This is a genomic window from Nocardia sp. NPDC058058, assembly GCF_042885355.1.
GTDB lineage: Bacteria > Actinomycetota > Actinomycetes > Mycobacteriales > Mycobacteriaceae > Nocardia.
Genome location: NZ_JBHVSA010000002.1, coordinates 1,568,557 through 1,588,416, shown reverse-complemented (window position 1 = coordinate 1,588,416; position 19,860 = coordinate 1,568,557). Strand labels below are relative to the sequence as shown.

General features: G+C 66.9%; 16 protein-coding genes. 11 read left to right on the top strand and 5 right to left on the bottom strand.

Going from position 1 to position 19,860, the window contains the following annotated elements; genetic code table 11:
• Window positions 1-27 precede the first annotated feature (27 nt).
• The gene (locus ACFVUS_RS21970; RefSeq protein WP_387769065.1) at window positions 28-2,397 is read left to right on the top strand and encodes a YbhN family protein; all 2,370 of its coding nucleotides are present in this window, start codon (window positions 28-30) and stop codon (window positions 2,395-2,397) included.
• 3 nt (window positions 2,398-2,400) lie between these two features.
• Here the strand turns inward: ACFVUS_RS21970 and fadD5 are convergent, their stop codons facing one another.
• Window positions 2,401-3,960 (bottom strand): fatty-acid--CoA ligase FadD5, encoded by a 1,560-nt coding sequence (gene fadD5 / locus ACFVUS_RS21965; RefSeq protein ID WP_387769062.1) that lies wholly within the window; start codon window positions 3,958-3,960, stop codon window positions 2,401-2,403.
• A gap of 281 nt (window positions 3,961-4,241) precedes the next feature.
• Between fadD5 and ACFVUS_RS21960 the strand changes: the two genes are divergently transcribed.
• From ACFVUS_RS21960 to ACFVUS_RS21940, 5 genes are all read left to right on the top strand, one after another.
• Entirely contained in the window at window positions 4,242-5,213 is a 972-nt protein-coding gene (locus ACFVUS_RS21960; RefSeq protein WP_387769059.1) for an NAD(P)H-dependent flavin oxidoreductase, read from the top strand.
• A 158-nt stretch (window positions 5,214-5,371) separates the two neighbouring features.
• Window positions 5,372-5,542: a type II toxin-antitoxin system VapB family antitoxin gene (locus tag ACFVUS_RS21955; protein ID WP_387769056.1), complete on the top strand. Its 171-nt coding sequence runs from the start codon at window positions 5,372-5,374 to the stop codon at window positions 5,540-5,542.
• Between the two features lie 243 nt (window positions 5,543-5,785).
• Complete coding sequence (locus ACFVUS_RS21950) at window positions 5,786-8,362, top strand: acyltransferase domain-containing protein (RefSeq protein ID WP_387769053.1); 2,577 nt, start codon at window positions 5,786-5,788, stop codon at window positions 8,360-8,362.
• Window positions 8,363-8,369: 7 nt separating this feature from the next.
• On the top strand, window positions 8,370-8,759 hold the full coding sequence (locus ACFVUS_RS21945; protein ID WP_375961318.1) for a hypothetical protein: 390 nt from the start codon (window positions 8,370-8,372) through the stop codon (window positions 8,757-8,759).
• Entirely contained in the window at window positions 8,756-9,946 is a 1,191-nt protein-coding gene (locus ACFVUS_RS21940) for a cation:proton antiporter (protein ID WP_387769049.1), read from the top strand. Before ACFVUS_RS21945 ends, ACFVUS_RS21940 begins: the two co-directional genes overlap by 4 nt.
• Here the strand turns inward: ACFVUS_RS21940 and ACFVUS_RS21935 are convergent.
• The 3 genes from ACFVUS_RS21935 to ACFVUS_RS21925 form a co-directional block, all read right to left on the bottom strand.
• A complete protein-coding gene (locus ACFVUS_RS21935; RefSeq protein WP_387769046.1) occupies window positions 9,926-10,318 on the bottom strand; it encodes an RNA-binding S4 domain-containing protein in 393 nt (130 codons plus the stop codon). The genes ACFVUS_RS21940 and ACFVUS_RS21935 overlap by 21 nt on opposite strands.
• A 92-nt stretch (window positions 10,319-10,410) precedes the next feature.
• A complete protein-coding gene (locus ACFVUS_RS21930) occupies window positions 10,411-11,052 on the bottom strand; it encodes a C40 family peptidase (protein ID WP_387769042.1) in 642 nt (213 codons plus the stop codon).
• A 287-nt stretch (window positions 11,053-11,339) separates the two neighbouring features.
• The gene (locus tag ACFVUS_RS21925) at window positions 11,340-11,591 is read right to left on the bottom strand and encodes a hypothetical protein (protein WP_387769039.1); all 252 of its coding nucleotides are present in this window, start codon (window positions 11,589-11,591) and stop codon (window positions 11,340-11,342) included.
• 211 nt (window positions 11,592-11,802) lie between these two features.
• Between ACFVUS_RS21925 and ACFVUS_RS21920 the strand changes: the two genes are divergently transcribed.
• The 5 genes from ACFVUS_RS21920 to ACFVUS_RS21900 all read left to right on the top strand — a co-directional run bounded on the left by ACFVUS_RS21920 (window position 11,803) and on the right by ACFVUS_RS21900 (window position 18,360).
• Window positions 11,803-12,987, top strand: a complete 1,185-nt coding sequence (locus ACFVUS_RS21920) for an AAA family ATPase (RefSeq protein ID WP_387769036.1) — start codon at window positions 11,803-11,805, stop codon at window positions 12,985-12,987.
• A gap of 127 nt (window positions 12,988-13,114) precedes the next feature.
• Window positions 13,115-15,070, top strand: a complete 1,956-nt coding sequence (locus ACFVUS_RS21915; RefSeq protein WP_387769033.1) for an acyl-CoA dehydrogenase family protein — start codon at window positions 13,115-13,117, stop codon at window positions 15,068-15,070.
• Between the two features lie 325 nt (window positions 15,071-15,395).
• Window positions 15,396-16,388: an alpha/beta fold hydrolase gene (locus tag ACFVUS_RS21910; RefSeq protein ID WP_387769030.1), complete on the top strand. Its 993-nt coding sequence runs from the start codon at window positions 15,396-15,398 to the stop codon at window positions 16,386-16,388.
• Between the two features lie 169 nt (window positions 16,389-16,557).
• Complete coding sequence (locus ACFVUS_RS21905; protein WP_364636637.1) at window positions 16,558-16,845, top strand: hypothetical protein; 288 nt, start codon at window positions 16,558-16,560, stop codon at window positions 16,843-16,845.
• Between the two features lie 123 nt (window positions 16,846-16,968).
• Window positions 16,969-18,360 (top strand): wax ester/triacylglycerol synthase family O-acyltransferase, encoded by a 1,392-nt coding sequence (locus tag ACFVUS_RS21900; RefSeq protein WP_387769026.1) that lies wholly within the window; start codon window positions 16,969-16,971, stop codon window positions 18,358-18,360.
• 5 nt (window positions 18,361-18,365) lie between these two features.
• Here the strand turns inward: ACFVUS_RS21900 and ACFVUS_RS21895 are convergent, their stop codons facing one another.
• Window positions 18,366-19,394: an alpha/beta hydrolase gene (locus ACFVUS_RS21895; RefSeq protein ID WP_387769023.1), complete on the bottom strand. Its 1,029-nt coding sequence runs from the start codon at window positions 19,392-19,394 to the stop codon at window positions 18,366-18,368.
• Window positions 19,395-19,860: the final 466 nt, after the last annotated feature.

Here is a 19,860-nt window from a genome sequence, read left to right as displayed (position 1 = left end):
CCCACGATCCGAAAGCGCCCATAGGACATGCGAGTCGACGGACGGGAAATTCCTGTCTCCGGCAGTCTGCTGCAGCCGCGGATCCGGCGGACCAGCGACATTCTGCGTGTCGTGCTGTCCGCGATACTGACCGCCGTCGTCATCACCGGCTCGCTCATCACGCGGCCGCAGTGGGTGGCGCTGGAGCGCTCGGTCTCGGAGATCGTCGGATTCCTCACCCCGGAACAGTCCAACCTGGTCTACATCCTGTACGGCATCGCGATTCTGGCGCTTCCGTTCGCGATTCTGGTGCGCCTGATCTGGGGCCGGCAGTGGAAACTGCTGGGCGGCTTCCTGTCCGCGGGCCTGATAGCGCTGCTGCTGTTCTCCATCACCGGCACCGGTTTCACCCCGCCGAAGTGGCATCTGTCCGAGGCCGAACAGCTCAATACCTTCCTGTCGCAATTCCTGGACGATCCGCGCTGGATCGCCATGCTGGCGGCCACCCTCACCGTGGCCAGCCCGTGGCTGCCCCCGCGCTGGCGGCGCTGGTGGTGGACGCTGCTGCTGGCGTTCGTGCCGATCCACCTGGTGGTGTCGCTGGTGGTGCCCGCCCGCGCCATGCTGGGCCTGGCGGTGGGCTGGCTGGTGGGCACGGTGATCGTGCTGGTGGTCGGCACGCCCGCGCTGGAGGTGCCGCTGGACGCGGCGGTGCGGGTGCTCGCGCAGCGCGGTTTCAAGGTGACGGCCTTCCAGGTGGTGCGCCCGGCCGGGCGCGGGCCGCTGGTGCTCTCGGCCAAGACCGAGGGCGATCCGATCACCGTCGAGATGTACGGACAGAATCAGCGCAGCCGCAGTGCGCTGCGACAGTTGCGGCGCTGGTTGACGATTCGAGCCAGCGAGTATCCGAGCCTGTTCGCGTCCATGCGGCGCGCGGTCGAACATCGCGCGCTGATGGGCATCGCCATCGGCGATCTGGGCCTGGGCAGCAATAAACCGCTGACCGTCGCCGCCCTCGATCGCGGCTGGATGATGTACGCGCACACCGTGCCCGGCGGTAAACCGCTTTCGGCCGCCGACGGCGCCCAGACGCTCGCCAAGGTGTGGCAGGCGCTGCACACGCTGCACGACGCCCAGATCTCGCACGGGGATCTGCGCGCCGAGGATATTCGGATCATCGACGGGCAGGTGCGCTTCGGCGGTTTCATGGCCTCGGAATTCGGCACCTACGAGGTGCGCTTCCAATCCGATGTGGCACAGTTGCTGTTGACCTCGGCCGCGCTGTTCGGCGTCGAGACCGCGGTGCGCACGGCCATCGAGTGCATGGGCGCGCAGCGGGTGCTGATCTCGTCCCGGCGGCTCACCAGAACGGCCATCCCCGAACAGGTTCGGAACGCGGTGACCGATGCCGGGGATCTGATGAAGCACACCCGCGAAGAGGTGGCCAAGCAGACCGATCAGGACAAGATCGAGGCGGCGCGGATCACCCGGTTCTCCCGGAACCAGTTCATTCAGCTGATCCTGCTGATCGGCCTGGTGTACGTGGCGTACCCGTACATCAGCGCCGTGCCGACGTTCTTCTCCGAACTGCGCTACGCCAACTGGTGGTGGGCGCTGCTCGGGCTCGCGGTATCGGCGCTGACCTATCTCGGTGCGGCAATGGCGTTGTGGGCGTGCGCTTCCGAGGAAGTGAACTTCCGGAATCTGCTGTTCATGCAGGTGGCCAATACCTTCGCCGCGACCACCACTCCCGCGGGTGTGGGCGGGCTGGCGTTGAGCGTGCGGTTCCTGCAGAAGAGCGGGTTGGGCGCGGTGCGGGCGACCGCGGCGGTGGCGCTACAGCAGACCATTCAGGTGGTCACGCACCTGATCCTGCTGCTGTTCTTCAGTGTGGCGGCGGGGGTTTCGACGAACCTGTCGCATTTCGTGCCCAGTGCGACGGTGCTGTATTTCGTGGCGGGCGCACTGCTGGGGCTGCTCGGTGTGACCATGTTCGTGCCCAAGATTCGACGCTGGCTGCTCAACGAGGTGCGGCCGCAGCTCGCGGATGTGCTGGCGCAGCTCAAGGATCTGTCGCGCCGTCCGGGTCGGCTGGCGATGATCGTCGCCGGTTGCGCCACCACCACGCTGGGCATGGCGCTCGCGCTGTGGGCGAGTATCGAAGCCTTCGGCGGCAGTACGACTTTCGTGACCGTCACCATCGTGACGATGATCGGCGGGACGCTGGCCTCGGCCGCGCCCACACCCGGCGGCGTTGGCGCGGTGGAGGCCGCGCTCATCGGTGGTCTGGCGGCATTCGGAGTGGCGGCGACCATCGCGGTCCCCGCCGTACTCCTCTACCGGGTGCTCACCTGCTGGCTCCCGGTGTTCTGTGGCTGGCCGATCATGCGCTGGCTCACCAAGAACGACATGATCTGAAACCTATTTGCGCAGTTCGACCTTCAAGACCTTGCCGCTGGCGTTGCGGGGCAGCTCGGTGACGATGACGAGATCCTTGGGGTGCTTGTAGCGGGCCAGGGATTCGTTCAGGAAGGGTTCGAGTTCCTCGAGGGTCAGGGTGTCCACGCCCGCGGCCAGGGCGACCACCGCGACCGGGACCTCGCCCCACTTCTCGTGGGCACGGCCGATGACCGCGGCCTCGTGGATCTTCGGGTGCGCGAAGAGCACATTCTCCACTTCGGCGCAGTAGATGTTCTCACCGCCGGAGATGATCATGTCCTTCTTGCGGTCGACGACGTAGATGAAGCCGTCCTCGTCCGCGCGGACCAGATCGCCGGAGTGGAACCAGCCGCCGTGGAAGGCTTCCGCGGTCGCTTCGGGCTTGTTCCAGTAGCCCTGCATGAGGGTCGGGCCGCGGTAGACGATCTCACCGACGGTGCCGGGTTCGACATCGTTCATCTCGTCGTCGACGATGCGGGCCTGAATGGTGGGGATGGGCTTGCCGACCGAGCCGAGCTTGGTCAGCGCGTCACGACCCTCGAGCACGCAGGTGATGGGCGACATCTCGGTCTGGCCGAAGACCGCGACATTGAAGGCGTCCGGGAAGCATTCGGCCATGGCGCGCAGCACCGTATCCGAGGCCGGTGCCGCACCCCAGCAGAGCGCGCGCAAGGCCAGCTTGCGGTCCTTGACGGTCGGGTCCTCGCAGATGAGTTGCCACTGCACCGGGACGCAGAAGGCGGTGGTGGCCTGTTCGGCCTCGATGGCGTCGAGGAATTCGGTGGGGTTGAACGCGCCGAGCGGATGCAGCACGGTCTTGCCGCCGAGCAGGAAATACGGTGTGAGACTGCCCAATCCGGCGATGTGGAACAGCGGTGAGGTGCAGAAGCCGATGGAGTCGGGGGTGATCTCCATGGCGCGGATACAGGTCAGCGCCTGGGAATTCAGGTTGGCGTAGGACAGTACCGCGCCCTTGGGGGTGCCGGTGGTGCCCGAGGTGTACATGATCAGCGCCGGGGAATCCTCCGGAATGTCCAGTGCGGCATGGGGTTCGCCGCCTTCGGCGAGGAAATCGTCGTAGCCGATGACGCCGTCGCCGCTCTGCCCGTTGATGACCACGCAGGTTTCCAGCGCCGGGGCCTGGGCGCGCACGGCGGCGGCCAGCGGTTGCAACGGCGCGTCGGTGACGATGGCCTTCGCACCGGAGTCGCTCACGATATAGGCGACCTCGGGCGGGGTGAGCCGGAAGTTCACCGGCACCGCGATGGCTCCGAGCGCGTTGATGCCGAGCACGGCCTCGATGTACTCGGTGTAGTTGAGCGCCAGGATGAGCACCCGGTCGCCGAATCCGACGCCGCGCCGGGCGAGCCCGTCGGCGAACCGCTCCGAGCGCTCGTGCAGCTGTCCCCACGTGGTGTCCGTGCCCTGGAAACGGAAGGCCACACCGTCTCCCCGCATGGCCGCGTGCGTGGCGACCTGGTTGACCCAGTGATTGCGCCGCGACCGGATCGGCTCGTCGAGCGGCCGGAAACCTGTGGTCATGCTGTGCCCTTCCGTCTGGTTGGTCGCGAGAATACCAACTAACTTCTTGGCGTGACAAGGGTTACAGAGAAGGTTCTGTACGATGTTTATCATCGATTCAATCAGCAGCTCAGAGGCTGTAAATTGCTCTTGGTAGCCGAAGTGACCAGCTGCGGTTATCCCCAGGTCGACGTCACCTACGCCACCGAAGGTGCAAACTCCGACTCACATCGGGGTTGAACCCCCATATGCAACTATGCGAGTATCGAGCCAGTTGTGAGAGGCCAGAGAGGACTGCGTCGATGCTGCGTACCAGGTTCACCGAGACCTTCGGGGTAGAGCACCCGATCGTGCAGGGCGGCATGATGTGGGTCGGCCGCGCCGAACTCGCCGCCGCCGTGTCCCAGGCGGGCGGTCTCGGCATCATCACCGCCCTCACCCAGCCCACGCCCGAGGATCTGCTGAAGGAGATCGAGAAGGCGCGCGAGCTCACCGATAAGCCGTTCGGTGTGAACGTGACGATCCTGCCGTCGATCAATCCGCCGCCGTACCAGGAGTACATGCAGGCGATCATCGAGTCGGGCGTGAAGATCGTGGAGACCGCGGGCTCCAACCCCGAGCCCTTCCTGCCGTACTACAAGGCGGCGGGCATCAAGGTGCTGCACAAGTGCACCAGCGTCCGGCACGCGCTCAAGGCGCAGAAGATCGGCGTCGACGGCGTGTCGATCGACGGGTTCGAATGCGCGGGTCACCCGGGCGAGGATGACGTCCCCGGCCTGATCCTGATCCCCGCCGCCACCAAGGCGCTCGATATTCCGGTGATCGCCTCCGGCGGTATCGCCGACGCGCGCGGTCTGGTCGCGGCGCTGGCGCTGGGCGCGGACGGCGTGAATATGGGCACCCGCTTCATGTGCACGCAGGAATCGGCCATTCACCAGACGGTGAAGGAGCAGATCGTCGCCAATTCCGAGCGCGCGACGCAGCTCATCTTCCGTACGCTGCACAACACCGCGCGCGTGGCGGACAATGAGATCAGCCGCAAGGTCGTCGAAATCGAGAAGGCGGGCGGCACTTTCGAGGATGTGCGCGAACTGGTCGCCGGTGCGCGCGGCCGCCGCGTTTTCGAAGAGGGTGATCTGAACGCCGGAATCTGGTCCGCGGGTCAGGTCCAGGGCCTCATCGATGACATCCCGACCTGCGCGGATCTGGTGTCCCGCATGGTTTCCGAGGCCGAGGAGATCATCCGCGGCCAGCTGGGCAGCATGCTGGTCTGACGACCAGGCGGCATGTTCTCGAAAGCGCAATAGGTGTTTTGAGAATTTCCGCTAAGAGCCCTTGGCAGATCGTGCCAAGGGCTCTAGTCATTTCGGTTACCCGGGGCCCGTCGATGCGTCATGCTTTAACGACAGTCCGAAGTGGTGGAGGTGCCGAAATGGCAATCACTCGTATCTATCTCGACGATGACGCGCTGCGGCGGACAATGGCTATTTCGGGCGTTCACACCGAACAGGACGCGGTGAACCTAGCATTGCGATTCTTCACCTCGCATGCCACGCCGGCGGATCTCGAGCACCCGATTCACACCCGGGCAGCCTCGGCCTAGCAGCCGCTCCCCCGCCGATGTCGTAACCGCGCGCGGCCACCCGGTGGCGGCGCGCGGCGCGCGTCCCACACCCGTGGATGGCACGCCGAGTCACAATCTACCTGCGCCAAAGCTCTTCTGGCGGCGGCGAATTCTTGGCAGAATCGCCGGAGGTACCTCGGCGCACACGTCGCCGGACCACGGGAGGGGTTCTCCGTGCGGCAGAGTACGACAGCAGCGAACGATTCGGCGCCCGCTCCGCGGGTGTCGATCGTCGGTGTCGCGTACCGGCCGACAGGTACGGCATTCGACAATGACTGGTTCGCGCTGCCCGAACACGAGGCGGCTGCCCTCGATCCGCGCCAGCGCGTCACCCTGGAACTCGCCGTCGAGGCCCTCGACGATTCCGGCCTGGGCCACCTCGCCCCCGGTTCCCGCGCCGCCGTGGTCTTCGGTGCCGCAACGACATTCGGCCCCGCCGCCGCGCTGAACATCGCGCACCTGCTCTCGCGCACCCTGGACCTGCACGGCCCCAGCCTGCTGGTGGCCAGCGACCGCACCGCACCGCTGGTCGCGGTCGACACCGCCGCCCGCCTGCTCGCCGACGAATCCGTACCGTTCGTCATCACCGGCGGCGCGGACCTGGCCGCAGTTCTCGATTCATCTCTGCCGCAGCATATTTCGGCGATCGCGATTCCCGAGTCCAGTCACGCCGCCGTGCTGATCCTGCAACGCACCCGGGACGCCCATCGCACGGGCGTTCGGTGTCACGCCGAATTCTCCGGCTCGGGAATGGGATTCCCGCATGGAGGAGACGCCATGACGCGAATTTCCTTGCGCCTGAACGATGCCGGGGCGACCCAAACCAACACTTCGGTACCCTTCGCCGCGCAGACCGTGTCCGCGAACGTCGCGGCCGCCCGTGTCCACCATATGGACCCCCCGCTGCTTATCCCGCTGTCGGCGCGGGATCTCGATGCCCTGCACGAACTCTGCCTGCACTATGCGTCGGCGATCGGCGCCTATCCCACGCTGCGCGATTTCGCCGCCGCCGTGGCGCGCCTGACACCGGGCAGCACCCGAGCCGCCATTCTGGCCGATGACATCGCCGACGCCGCAAGCCAATTCCGCGAACTGGCCCGCCACATCACCGCGCTCGCGGGCGCACTGCCCGTATCCGCCGCCGCCCGCGTATCCCCGCCCGCGCCGAGCACACCGTGCGATATCGCCGGTGAAATGGTGCGGCGCGTGGTCGGTTCCACGCTGCCGAGCACGACAGGGACAACCGGATCCGGTGAGGTGGTCGGGATTTCCGACCATGAGCGCGCGGGCGGAGTGCTGTTCCTGTTCTCGGGTGCGGGCGGGCACGCGCGCATGGGGCGCGGCCTCGCGGCACGCTATCCGGTGTTCGCGGCGGCACTGACCGAGGCCGCCGATGCGGTGGCGGCGGCGGGCGGGCCGCGAGTGTGGACGCCGCGCAACGGATTCGGTGCTGCCGCCGAGGGCGAGGAGTTCGCACAACCGGCGCTGTTCGCGTTCCAGGTGGCGCTCGCCGCCCTGCTCGGCGTGTGGGGTGTCTGGGCGGATGCCGTTGCGGGACACGGGATCGGCGAAGTCGCCGCGGCCGTGGTGTGCGGTGCGGTATCACTGGCGGACGGTGCTCGGATCGCCGTTGCCCGCGGCCGCCTGCTCGCCGGAACCGGTGCGGACGGTGCCGCGGCGGTACTGGAAGCCACCCCCGCCGAAGTACATCGGCTGATCGAACCCATGCGCTCCTCGGTCGGAGTCGCGGCCGTCGACGGCCCATCGTCCATCACGGTCTCCGGCGACCCGCGCTATATCGACACCCTGGTACGCCGCGCCCACCGCCGCGCCATCTTCGCGCAGCGCATCGCCGCCGACGACGCCATCGGCGGCCCGATCCCTGTGCCGCACGCTCCGCGCGCCCGAGATGTTGCCCCGCAACTGGTTTCGGAACTCGCGACCGTTTCGGCGCTGCGTCCCGAAATGCCGTTCTTCTCAACCACCCGGCGCGGCATGGTGATCGGACCGAAAGCAGCGCAGGGGGCGAATGGGGTGGCGCAGGGGTGTACGGATGCGGCGTATTGGGCGCTGAATGCGGCTGGGCCGGTCGAACTCGGTGCGGCGTTGGATTCTGCTGCGGGGGCCGGTATTTCGACGGTGGTGGAGATCGGGCCGCACGGGGTGCTGACGCCGGTGGCGCGGGAGCATATGGCGTTTCGGGGAGCGGCGTACGCGGTGGGGTCTCGGACGGATGAGGCGGGGAGCTTTCTGCGGGCGGTGGGGCGGCTGTTCCTGGAGGGGCGGCGGGTGGAGTGGTCGGCGCTGGGTGCGCTGACGATGCCGCCGCCGCAGCGGCGCTGGGGGCGGCGGGTGTCGGTGGAGGGGGTCGGGGTGCGGATGCCCGAGGTGCGGATTCGGGTGGACGGGACGTACGTGGTGGCGGGTGGGCTCGGGGTGTCGGGGGCGCTGGTGGTGCGGTGGCTGCTGGACGCGGGGGTGCGCGAGGTGGTGGTGCTGACCCGGTTGGCGCGGGCGCTGCCGGAACCCCTGGAGGGGATGGAGGAGTGCGTGGTGGTGGTGCAGTGCGATGCCACCGATCGGGTGGATCTGGCTGGGGCGCTGGACGATATCCGCGATTCCGGGCCGCCGATCCGGGGTGTGGTGCTGGCGGGGCGGGCGCTGCATCCGGTGGCGGCGGGCAATCTGGTCGAGCTGACCTCGGCCGATCCGACGGATTTCACCATCGGGTTCTCGGGGGTGGGCTGGCTGCCGCTGACCAGCGTGTCGGGCGGTGCCACGCCGGTCGCGCGGGAATGATGTCGGAATGGCCGAGGCGACTATCCAAGTGAAATGGAAGGACCAGCCGGACGAGCACGACTATCCGGCCGCGGCGGACTTCCTGGACATGCTGGGCGATCCGGATGTGGTGAACACCGTCATCGAGGAATTGCGCGCCGCGCAGGTCACCCACAAGAAGGCCAAGGATATTCTGCGCGCCTCCCAGCTGGAGATCCTGCCCGCGTACAACCCGTACGTGCGCCGCGATCTGGAGAAAATCCTGGCGGGTAAGGCGCTCTCGCCGATTCTGCTGGTGCGCGGCAACTTCCGGCGCGGTGTGCCCGCGCAGATCGCGGACGGCTATCACCGGGTGTGCGCGATTTACTACTCGGACGAGAACATCCTCATCCCGGTGAAAATCGCTTCGCTGCCGTGACTTTCGAACTGCTGTCGCTGATCGTGCTGCTCGGCCTGGCCGGACCGATCCTGGCGTGGCGGCCGCAGTGGCACATCCCGGTCATCCTGGGTGAGCTGCTGGCGGGAATCGTGTTCGGCAGCACCGGTTTCGGGGTGCTGAACCCCGCCGACGACACCTTCACCTTCCTCGCGGACGTGGGTTTCGCGGTGGTCATGTTCGTGGCCGGAACCCATGTGCCCATGCGGGATTCGACCATTCGGTCGGCGCTGGGCCGGGGCGCGGTGCGGGCCGTGCTGGTCGGCCTGCTCGCGGTCGCCGCCGGGCTGGGTGTGGCCGCGCTGTTCGACACCGGCCACGGCGCGCTGTACGCCGTGCTGATCGCCTCCTCGTCGGCCGCGCTGGTGCTGCCCATCATCGACGGGCAGGGCCTGACCGGAAAGCCGGTGCTGGAGTTGACCGCCCAGGTCGCCATCGCCGATGCGGCGTGTGTGGTGGCGCTGCCGCTGGTGATCGATCCCGGCAATGCGGGCCGGGCGGCGCTGGGCGCGCTGGCGGTGTCGGCGTGCGCGGTAGTGCTGTACTTCGCGCTGAAGTACCTGGGCGATTCCGGGCTGCGCCACCGCTTCCACAAGGTGTCCGAGCAGCGCGGTTTCGCGCTGGAGCTGCGGGTCAGCCTGGTGCTGCTGTTCGCGCTGTGCGCGCTGGCCACCCGCACGCACGTCTCGATCATGCTGGCGGGTTTCGCACTGGGCCTGGTGGTCTCGGCCATCGGGGAGCCGCGGCGGGTGGCGCGACAGCTGTTCGCCATCGGCGACGGTTTCCTGACCCCGATGTTCTTCGTCTGGCTGGGCGCGCGACTGAACCTGCGCGAGTTCGGCGATCACCCGTGGCTGATCCTGCTCGGCCTGGCGCTGGGCGGGGCGGCGGTGCTGGCGCATATGGCCATGCGGATCACCGGTCAGCCGATCACGTTCGGCGCCATGGCTGCCGCGCAGATCGGGGTGCCGGTCGCGGCGGTCACCGTCGGCACCGAACTGCATGTGCTGCGCCCGGGCGAACCCGCCGCGCTCATGCTTGGCGCACTGGTGACCGTGCTGGCGACGGCCCTGGCCGCCAATCGCGCCGCCGCCCACTCGCCGAGCACGGCCGATGGCGGGCACGGTGCCGGGGCGAAGCGCGGCGGCTCAGGCGTCGCGGCCGAGTAGCCGATCCGTTTCGCGGCGTTCGCGTTTGGTGGGCCGGCCGCTGCCGCGATCGCGCTGCGGCAGGGTGGCGATCACCGCGGGATCGGGCGGGGGCGGGCTGTTGTCGATCATGCACTGCACGGCGACGGCCGCGCCCACGCGTTTGGTGAGCAGCCGCTGCACGATCACGATGCGTTCGACGCCGCCGATCCGAACCCGGATCTCGTCACCGTGTTTGAGCGAGTGGGCGGCCTTGACCGCCACGCCGTTGACCTTCACATGCCCGGCCCGGCAGGCGGTCGCGGCGGCGGAGCGGGTTTTGAAAAGACGAACGGCCCAGACCCAAGAATCAACTCGGGCCTGGGCCGGTTCGCTCGGTAGAGCTGACGTCACGGGCTACACGATACGTGTCGCGCGCGAGGTCGTGATCTTCGACTGGGCGGCAGTCGTTTCGAACTCGGTCGTTATGCGGCGATCGCTGTTTTTCAGGCGGCGATGCGGCGCGCGGTGACGACCATGTCGGGGCGCAGGTTGGTGTAGGAGACGGGGGTGCCGGTCTGCACCGCGTTCAGCAGCTTGCCGTCACCGGCGTACATGCCGACGTGGCCGCCGCCGTTGGTGACGACGATGTCGCCGGGCTGCAGATCCTGGAAGGCGACGGGCGCGCCGACGTGCGACTGCTCGAAGCTGGTGCGCGGCAGTTCGACTCCGGCCTGCTTGTAGGCCCACTGCACCAGACCGGAGCAGTCGAAGCTGAACGGACCGGTGGCACCCCAGGAGTACTGAGCGCCGACCTTGGTCTGCGCGGCCTCGAGCGCGATCTGCGCGGGGCCGGTCTGCTTCTGGGGGAACAGCTCCGGAAGCTGGAAGCCGTTGGCGCCGGGGGAGGGATTCACCCCGACCTGAGTGCTCTGGAGGTCCTTGACCGCCTGGTTGAACTGCTGAACCTGGGGCGCGAAATCGTCCGGTACATCGAAGTTCCCGATACCCGGGATATCGATGGTGGCGGCCTGGGCGGTGATCGCCGGGAACACGCCGGTTGTCGTTGCCGCCATGGCGCCCATGACCACTGCGCCCTTCACGGAACTCGGAATTCGAGATTCCCGCTGCATGCTGTGCTTACCCACCGAGCCGCCATCTCCGATCTTGCTACATCCCGATTCGCTGACGAACGTCTTTGTGGTTCGTCGTCGACTAGCCGGTAACGTCGCGGGCCGCCTCTCCGATGAAGCGACAGACTCCGCTAAGTCACGAAGAGATTACGACTACCCGGCTGTGTTGTCCACCCCACACGCGGCGCGTGTCGCGACACACCGCAAATCCCCCGGCCGCAGCACGAATTCCGCTATGCCGGGCCGGATCACGGGAAGATATACGCGATCGAAATGCCCGTTATCGAAGCGCAAACTCGAGATCAACCGCGCGCCTCAACTGCTTTTTCGAGATCCGCGATGCGGCGGCGCGCGTCCGCGAGTTCCACTTCGAGTTGGCCCAGCGCCATCACGAGTGGACCAACCGCGAGATCGGCGACCAGTTGCGGATCGTCATAGCCGCGTTCGATCGCGACCAGAATGTTGTTGCGAATGCGCGCGGCGACTATCGCCTCCGCCGGTACGTTCCAGGACTCGACCACCTCGGCGACGGTGGACGGGGCTTCCTCCGACATGAACCCTCCTGCCCTGGGCATCTGTGAATCAGCCATAAGGGTAGCGAGGGTGCAAGCGCGACAAGGGGTACGAAGCGAACACCCGCTCCCGGCGAAACGGACAGTTCCTCGTGTCGCCGGTGGACAGGCGGCGTATGCCCGTCGATTGCCCTCTCTAAGGGCTTCGGTAGATGCCCGGATAATCCCGAACTTTGGCGCTACCGTCGTGCCCGTGGATCCGGTCAGAAATCCCTACGCCCCAGGTGCCGGGCAGCGCCCACCCGAACTCGCGGGTCGCGATCGGCAGCTGGACGCTTTCGACATCGTGCTGGAGCGCATTGCCCGCGCCCGCCCCGAACGCAGCGTCATGCTGACCGGTCTGCGCGGTGTCGGAAAAACGGTGCTGCTGAATCAACTTCGTTCGGCCGCGCGGACCCGCGGCTGGGGTACCGGCAAACTCGAGGCACGCCCCGATCAGGAATTGCGGCGGCCGCTTTCCTCAGCTCTGCACATGGCGGTGCGCTCGATAGCGGTGGCACATCGCAATCCGGAGCAGGTGGACGATTTCCTGGGGATTCTCAAGGCTTTCGCGCTCCGATCGACCGCGGACAAGGGTATGCGGGACCGCTGGAATCCGGGTATCGATGTTCCGGCGGTCACCGGCCGGGCCGATTCCGGGGATATCGAAATCGATCTCGTCGAGCTGCTGCTGGAGGCCGCGCAACTTGCCCGCGACATCGGTGTCGGCATCGCTTTGTTCATCGACGAGATGCAGGATCTGGGCCCGCAGGACATCTCCGCCATCTGCGGCGCCTGCCACGAATTGAGCCAGGACGCCGCGCCTTTGATCGTGGTCGGCGCGGGCCTGCCGCATCTGCCCGCCGTGCTCTCGGCCTCCAAGTCGTACTCCGAGCGCCTGTTCTCGTACCACCGCATCGACCGCCTGGATCGGGAGGCGGCGGATCAGGCGCTGATCGCCCCCGCCGGTCGCGAGGACGTGAAATACAGCGAGGCCGCCCTGGACGCGCTCTACGAAAAGGCGGACGGCTACCCGTATTTCGTGCAGGCGTACGGCAAGGCGACCTGGGACGCGGCGGCGCAGAGCCCGATCAGCGAGGAGGATGTGGCGGTGGCCGCGCCGCATGCCGAGGAGGAGCTGGCGGTCGGATTCTTCGGCTCCCGCTATGAGCGCGCCACACCCGCCGAACGCGAATACATGCGCGCCATGGCGGATCTCGCGGGCGATGAGGGGCCGGTGTCCACCTCCGCCGTGGCACGCGAGCTCGATCGCAAACCGGCGTCCCTGTCCCCCGCCCGGGACGGCTTGATCAAGAAGGGTCTGATCTACTCCGCCGAACGCGGCACCATCGGTTTCACGGTGCCGCATTTCGGCCGATATCTGCGCGGGGTTCAATAACCGAAGAATTGCTGTGCAACCAAGATCATTGTCCGACAAGGGTTTTTGATCTTAACTGGCGTCTACCGGTGGGTAACAAAGACTTCTACACTCGAATGTGATTCCGATCACCTCCGAGGAGGACGCTATGGCGACCACAGCGAAAGTCGATGCCACCGAAGAGCAGGCCCGCGCACTTGTCGAGGAGTCCCGCGAAACCGACTGGGCCAAACCCTCTTTCGCGAAGGAGATGTTCCTCGGCCGCTTCCGCCTCGATCTGATCCATCCGTTCCCGAAGCCGAGCACGGCGGATCAGACCAAGATGGATCTGTATCTGACCCGCCTGCAGGCCTTCTGCGAAACCATCGACGGCCTGCGCATCGAGGCCGAGGGCCGGATTCCGGACGAATATGTGCGCGGGTTGGCCGAACTCGGCTGCTTCGGCCTCAAGATTCCGGAGGAGTACGGCGGCGTCGGCCTCACCCAGGTGGGCTACAACCGCGCGCTCATGCTGGTCGGTTCCGCGCACGCCAGCCTCGGCGTACTGCTCTCGGCGCACCAGTCGATCGGCGTCCCGGAACCGCTGAAACTCGCGGGCACCGATGAACAGAAGCGAGAGTTCCTGCCGCGCTGCGCCAAAGGCGCGGTGAGCGCGTTCCTGCTCACCGAACCCGATGTGGGCTCGGATCCGGCGCGCATGGCCTGCACCGCCACCCCGACCGCCGACGGCGAAGCCTACGAACTCAACGGCGTGAAGCTGTGGACCACCAATGGCGTGGTCGCCGAACTGCTCGTGGTGATGGCCCGGGTGCCCAAGAGCGAGGGCCATCGCGGCGGCATCTCGGCGTTCATCGTGGAGGCGGACAGTCCGGGAATCACGGTGGAGCGCCGTAATTCGTTCATGGGCCTGCGCGGTATCGAGAACGGCGTCACCCGCATGCACGATGTGCGGGTGCCCAAGCGCAATCTGGTCGGCCGCGAGGGTGACGGCCTCAAGATCGCGCTCACCACGCTGAACGCGGGCCGCCTCGCCATCCCCGCGATGTGTACCGCGGCGGCCAAGTGGTCGCTCAAGATCGCCCGCGAATGGAGCGGTGCGCGCGTGCAGTGGGGCCGCCCGGTAGGTGAGCACGCCGCGGTCGGTTCCAAGCTGTCCTTCATCGCCGCAACCACTTTCGCGCTGGAGGCGGTGCTGGACCTGTCCGCCACCATGTGCGATGAGAACCGCAATGACATTCGCATCGAGGCCGCGCTGGCCAAGCTGTGGGCGTCGGAGATGGCCTGCACCATCGCCGATGAGCTGGTGCAGATTCGCGGCGGCCGCGGCTACGAGACGGCGGCCTCGCTGGCCGCGCGCGGCGAACGCGCGGTGGGCGCGGAGCAGATGGTGCGCGATCTGCGCATCAATCGCATCTTCGAGGGTTCCAGCGAGATCATGCGGCTGCTGATCGCACGCGAGATGGCCGATGCGCATATGTCGGCGGCGGGCGCGCTGGTCGATCGCAATGCCGAACTCAAGGACAAGGCGAAGGCGGCGGTCGGCGCGAGCGGTTTCTACGCCAAGTGGTTCCCGCAGTTGGCCGTGGGCACCGGCACGGTACCGGCCACCTTCGGCGAATTCGGCCCGCTGGCACGGCATATGCGGTTCGTGGAGCGCATGTCGCGCAAGCAGGCCCGGGCGCTCATGTACGGAATGGCGCGCTGGCAGGCGAAATTGGAGTACAAGCAGGGTTTCCTGGGTCGCATCGTGGATATCGGCGCGGAACTGTTCGCGATGGCCGCCGCGTGCGTGAAGGCGCAATCCCTGCGGGTGGCGGGCGATCCGGACGGTGCGGCGGCCGAGGAGCTGGCCGAGGTGTTCTGCCGTCAGTCCCGTATCCGAGTGCAGCGGCTGTTCGAATCCCTGTGGGACAACACCGATGACGCCGATACCGAACTGACCCGGGGCATTCTGGACGGCCGCTACAGCTGGCTGGAGGGCGGTGCGCTGGATCCCAGCGAGGGCACCGGGCCGTGGATCTCCGAATGGCAGTTCGGACCGTCTACGGAGCAGAACCTGATCCGGCCGTTCCTGCCGTCGACGAAGGCGGCCTCGTCCACCTAGTACTCGTCCGCCTAGCGCTCGTCAGGTAAATCTGCCCCTCTCTAGCTTCTCGGGTAGAGAGGGGCAGATTGCTGTCGAGAACGCGGGCGTGCGCGTTGACCAGGCGGTCTGTAGTTCTCATAAGCATCTACAGCTTTCTAGTGCCATCACTAGAAAGCTGTAGATAGTCCGATTGCGCAGCGATGGCGCAGAAATCCGGTCGAATCGGTATATCGATCACCGGCATCGGTTGGACAACTTGTGCATAACGCATGGTGTGAACGGTTAACGGAGCGGCAATACCCATCGACAACCGGGCAAGAGGCGAACTCTCCAGGAGGCCGTCATGTCCATCCGCACCCCCGCCGCCGATCACGACGGTCACCACCTGACCGTCACCGCGGACGATGGCGTGCCGATCGCCGTCCGCGAATTCGGCCCCGCCGGCGCACCGCTCACCGTGGTCTTCGCACACGGGCACTGCCTGCGCACCGAATCCTGGGAGCTGTTGCGCGAGCATCTGCGACGGCGCTGGGGCGAGAGCACGCACATGGTGTTCTACGACCATCGCGGACACGGCAATTCGGGTGCGGCCGATCCGGCCACCTACACCATCGATCAGCTGGCACTGGATATGGACGCCGTGCTGCGCGCGGTCGCACCAACGGGTCCGGTTGTGCTGGTTGGTCATTCGATGGGGGCCATGACCATCCTGGCCTACGCCCGGCTCTTCCCCGAGACCATCGGCACCCGCATCATCGGCGTGGGGCTGCTGGCGGGCGCGGCCAACAGCGTCACCCGGGTCGGCCTGGGCCGCCTGCTGAACGGTCCCGCCGTGACCTCGCTGCGGGTCGCGGTACGCCGTGCCCCGCGCGCCATGCAGGCGTCCAAGCATTTCACCCGGCATCTGTTCGAGCCGATCATGCGCGAGGCCACCCTGGGCACCCGCAAGATCAGCCCGCGGGTACTGGCGGTGGCCACGGCCATGCTGAACGAGACCTCGCTGCTGACCATGGCGAGTTTCCTGGAATCGCTGATGCGCTTCGACGAGACCGCCACCCTGCACCGGCTGGGCGCGATTCCGGCGCTGGTGCTGGCCGGTTCGGCGGACATCGTCATCCCGTTCGCGCATTCGGTGGTGCTGGCTTCGCAGCTGGACGATGTGGAACTGGTGCGGCTGGACGGCGCCGGGCACAGCGTGATCATGGAGCGCGCCGAAGAGGTCGCGGCTTCCATTGCGGCACTGGTGGATCGGGCCGTGGCGGCGCTGGCGGATCCGGCGGAACGGCCCTGCGGGCGCGGCGAGGACTGTGGCCCGGAGTTCGCCATCGCGGGGTGAGGCGCTGGTCGTTCCGGGTCGCGACTGTCGCGTCGGCGGCCCGGATCGGCACCGGGGACAGGCCGCTGACCAGCGAATATCGCTCTGCGACGAGACGAACAGAGTATCTTCACGTACTGTGTTGTAGATCATATTGTGTGGTCGGTCACACGGCTCGAGGAGGCTTTCGATGACACGCAGCGAGATTGCGGAACTCCGCTACACGGTCGGCCAGCTCCGGCAGTGCGTCACCGCATTGCGTTCCCACTACGGGGAGACCGGTTCCATCCGCCGGTTGGAGAACGATCTGGAGAGGCTCGTCATCGACGCCGATGAATTCGAGCAGGCCCCGCCGAGCGAATCGGCGAAGGCCAAGCAGGAACCCATCTACGTCCCGGATGCCAAACACGACGAGGCGGCATGGATGGGCGCGCAGGACGAGGGCCTCGGCTTCCACTCCCGCCCGCGCACCAAGTAACTCCCACTTCATCGACACTTCCGCCCACACCGGCGTGGGGAATCACTAAACTCCCGCCCGGGACAATGCTGCCCGGCAGTACCCGTCCATCGCGATGGGGCGGTCCCGGGCAGGAGTATGTGTGTGAGTCGCGCGGAGCAATTGACGGCGCGCGATGCCGTCTTCGTCTATGACGAATTCGAGCGGCACCCGTCGAATATCGTCGCGGTGTACGCCTTCGACGCCACCGCGGCCGGAGCCTCGCCCCCCGATGCCGCGACCGTGATCGCCTGGGTCCGAGCGCGTCTCGGGCATTTCCGGTTGTTCCAGCGCCGACTGGCGCGGGTGCCGGGGGATCTGGATCTGCCCTATTGGGTATGGGACGCGGACTTCGACATCCATCGGCACGTCTCGATGGAATCGGCTCGGGACTGGAGCGCGGTACGCGCCCGGATCGCCGAAATCGCCGCCACCCGAATGGATCTCACCCGGCCGCCGTGGCGGATTCACATCTTCGAGGCGGTCACCGAATATCCGGGCAGGCCCGATGCGACCGTGACCCTGGTCCTGCTCGGCTTCCATCACAGTGCCGGTGACGGTGTGGCGACCCGGGAACTCGAACTGAAGTTGTTCGACGGCAGCGCATTACCGACACCGATCGATTCCGGCGACGCCCGGGAATGGTCCGCCCGCCGGGCGCTCGCCCGCGCGGTGGTGACACAGCCGTACCGGTTGCTCCGGTTCGCCCTCGGATTGCGGAGCACCCGCGCCGTCCCGTCATCGGCCCCGGAACCGCTCGCCATGCGGCCCGCCACCCGGTTCAATCGAAAAGTGGATCCGCGCTTCGGATTCGATCTGGTGCGCATTCCCATGGCCGCTGTCCTGAAGGCCAAAGCCGCTGCCCCGGAGAGGATTACGGTCAACGATCTGGTGCTGACCGTGGTCGCCGGAGCGCTCGCCGCCTACCTGGACGAGCAGGGCGAGACACCCGCCGATTCGCTGGCCGCCATGGTGCCGCGCTCCATGCGCGGTCTCGCGCACTGGGATTCGGTGAATCAACTCACCCAGATGTCGGTCGATCTGCATACCGATATCGCCGATCCGGTGCGGCGGCTGCGCGCCATCCGGGAATCGGTGCGACGGGAGAAGGAACGCGGCGGCGATCCGGCGTATCTACGGCGGCAGGAACGCGTGCAGACCTCCCCCGCGTGGCTGCTGCGATTGGCCGGATGGGGCAGGGCGCAGCGGCGATTCGATGATGTCGCGCAGGTGCCGCTGTCCAATACCACTGTCAGCAATGTGCCGCCGGTGGCGGAACGGCTGGCCTTCCTGGGTGCGCCGATGATCAGCGCGTTCGGTGCGCTGCCGATCATGGACGGTGACGGTCTGCGGCATCTGACCACCTCGCAGGGCGATGAGCTGATCATCAGTTTCAGCGCCGACACCGCCATGCTGCCCGATACCGGGCACTACGGGGAATTACTGCTGCGCTCGTTCGACGAGCTCTGGCAGGCACTCGAATCCCACCGGGACTGAAAGGATTACAGCCCCAGCGCCGGACCGAGCACCGGCCAGGAGCGGTGCAGTTCGTCCTGCCAGTAGCCCCAGGAGTGGGTGCCCGGTGCATCGAGGTTGTAGGTGATGTCGGTGCGGCCCAGTGCGTTCGTGCGATCGGCGAGCCGGGCGGTGCAGTAGTTGGTGGCCGCCTCGATACCGCCGCCGACCATCATCTGATTGGCCAGGGTCTTGGTGTTCTGCCGCACGGTCGGATCGGCCAGCACATCGTGCGGGCCGGGCAGCCCGGTGCCGCTGGAGATGTACATGGGGATGCGCGGCAGCCGGTCCGCGTTCAGCAGCACATCGTGCGCACGCCATTCCGGACCGTTCAGCGGACCCCACATATTCTGTGCGCGACCGCCGCCGAGGCTGATGACGAAGTTGATGAACGACTGTCCCAGTGGATCACTGGTCATGGCGCAGCCGCTGTACGCGGCGACGGTGCGGTACAGCTCGGGCGCCTGGATGGCCAGATCGAGTACCGAGGTACCCGCCATGGAAATGCCCGCCAGCCCGTTCACGCCGTTGGTTCCGAAGGCGCGGTCGATGACCGGCGGCAGTTCCTCGGTGAGGAAGGTGGCCCATTTGTTCCGGCCGTTGTTGCCGAGCAGCTTGCCCAGGCCGGGATCGTCCTGCTGCCAATCGGTGTAGTAGCTGAACGCGCCCTCCATCGGGACGACGATATTGACCTGTTTATCGGTGAAGAAGCCGTTCAGATCGGTTTGCGCGACCCAGCTCGCGGCGTCTTCGCCGCCGCCCGCGCCGTTGAGCAGATAGAGCGTGGGCGCGGGGGTGGCGGTATCCACCGGGCGCAGCACCTGGAGTGCGATATCGCGGTCCATCGCCGGTGAGTGGACGCTGATCTGAATCAGCCGTCCCGCTCCCGCGGTCTGCGATATCAGCCGGGCCGGGCCGGCATCCTGGGCTCGGGCGGGACCGGCGGGGGTCCAGAGCAGGGCCGCGGCCAGCAGACTCAGCCCGAACGCGGTGTTGCGCAACCGCCGTGTACTCATGAAATCGCCTGTGCCCCTGTGCTATCGCCAAGGGGGCGCACCCGAGTCGGTGCGCCCCCGTAATCGACTATCCGTCTGTCTACTTGCCCGCCGCGGGCGTGCCGCCGCTCAGCGTGATCAGCGCGTTCACAATCGTGGTGCCCAGGCTGCCGATGCTGCCGCTGCCCTTACCGAGCACATCCCAGAGTGATCCCATGGTGTATCTCCTTGCCGTGCTTGTGATTTAGCGAATTGTTCGGCTATTTGCCGCGGAAGGCGGCGAGCGAGCCGAGGAAGGTGTCCAGCAGGCTGTCGCCCGCGACCGCGGAGCCGAGAGCCGGAATTATGGAGCCGAGCAGATCGCTCAACGAACCCATCGTGAATCTCCTTGTGCGCGTTCGTCGTTGCCCCGTGCGAACGGCGCCTGCCCGCAAAGAGAAACGTTCACATTCATCAATGAACGTGACGCAGGCAACATAACAAGCGA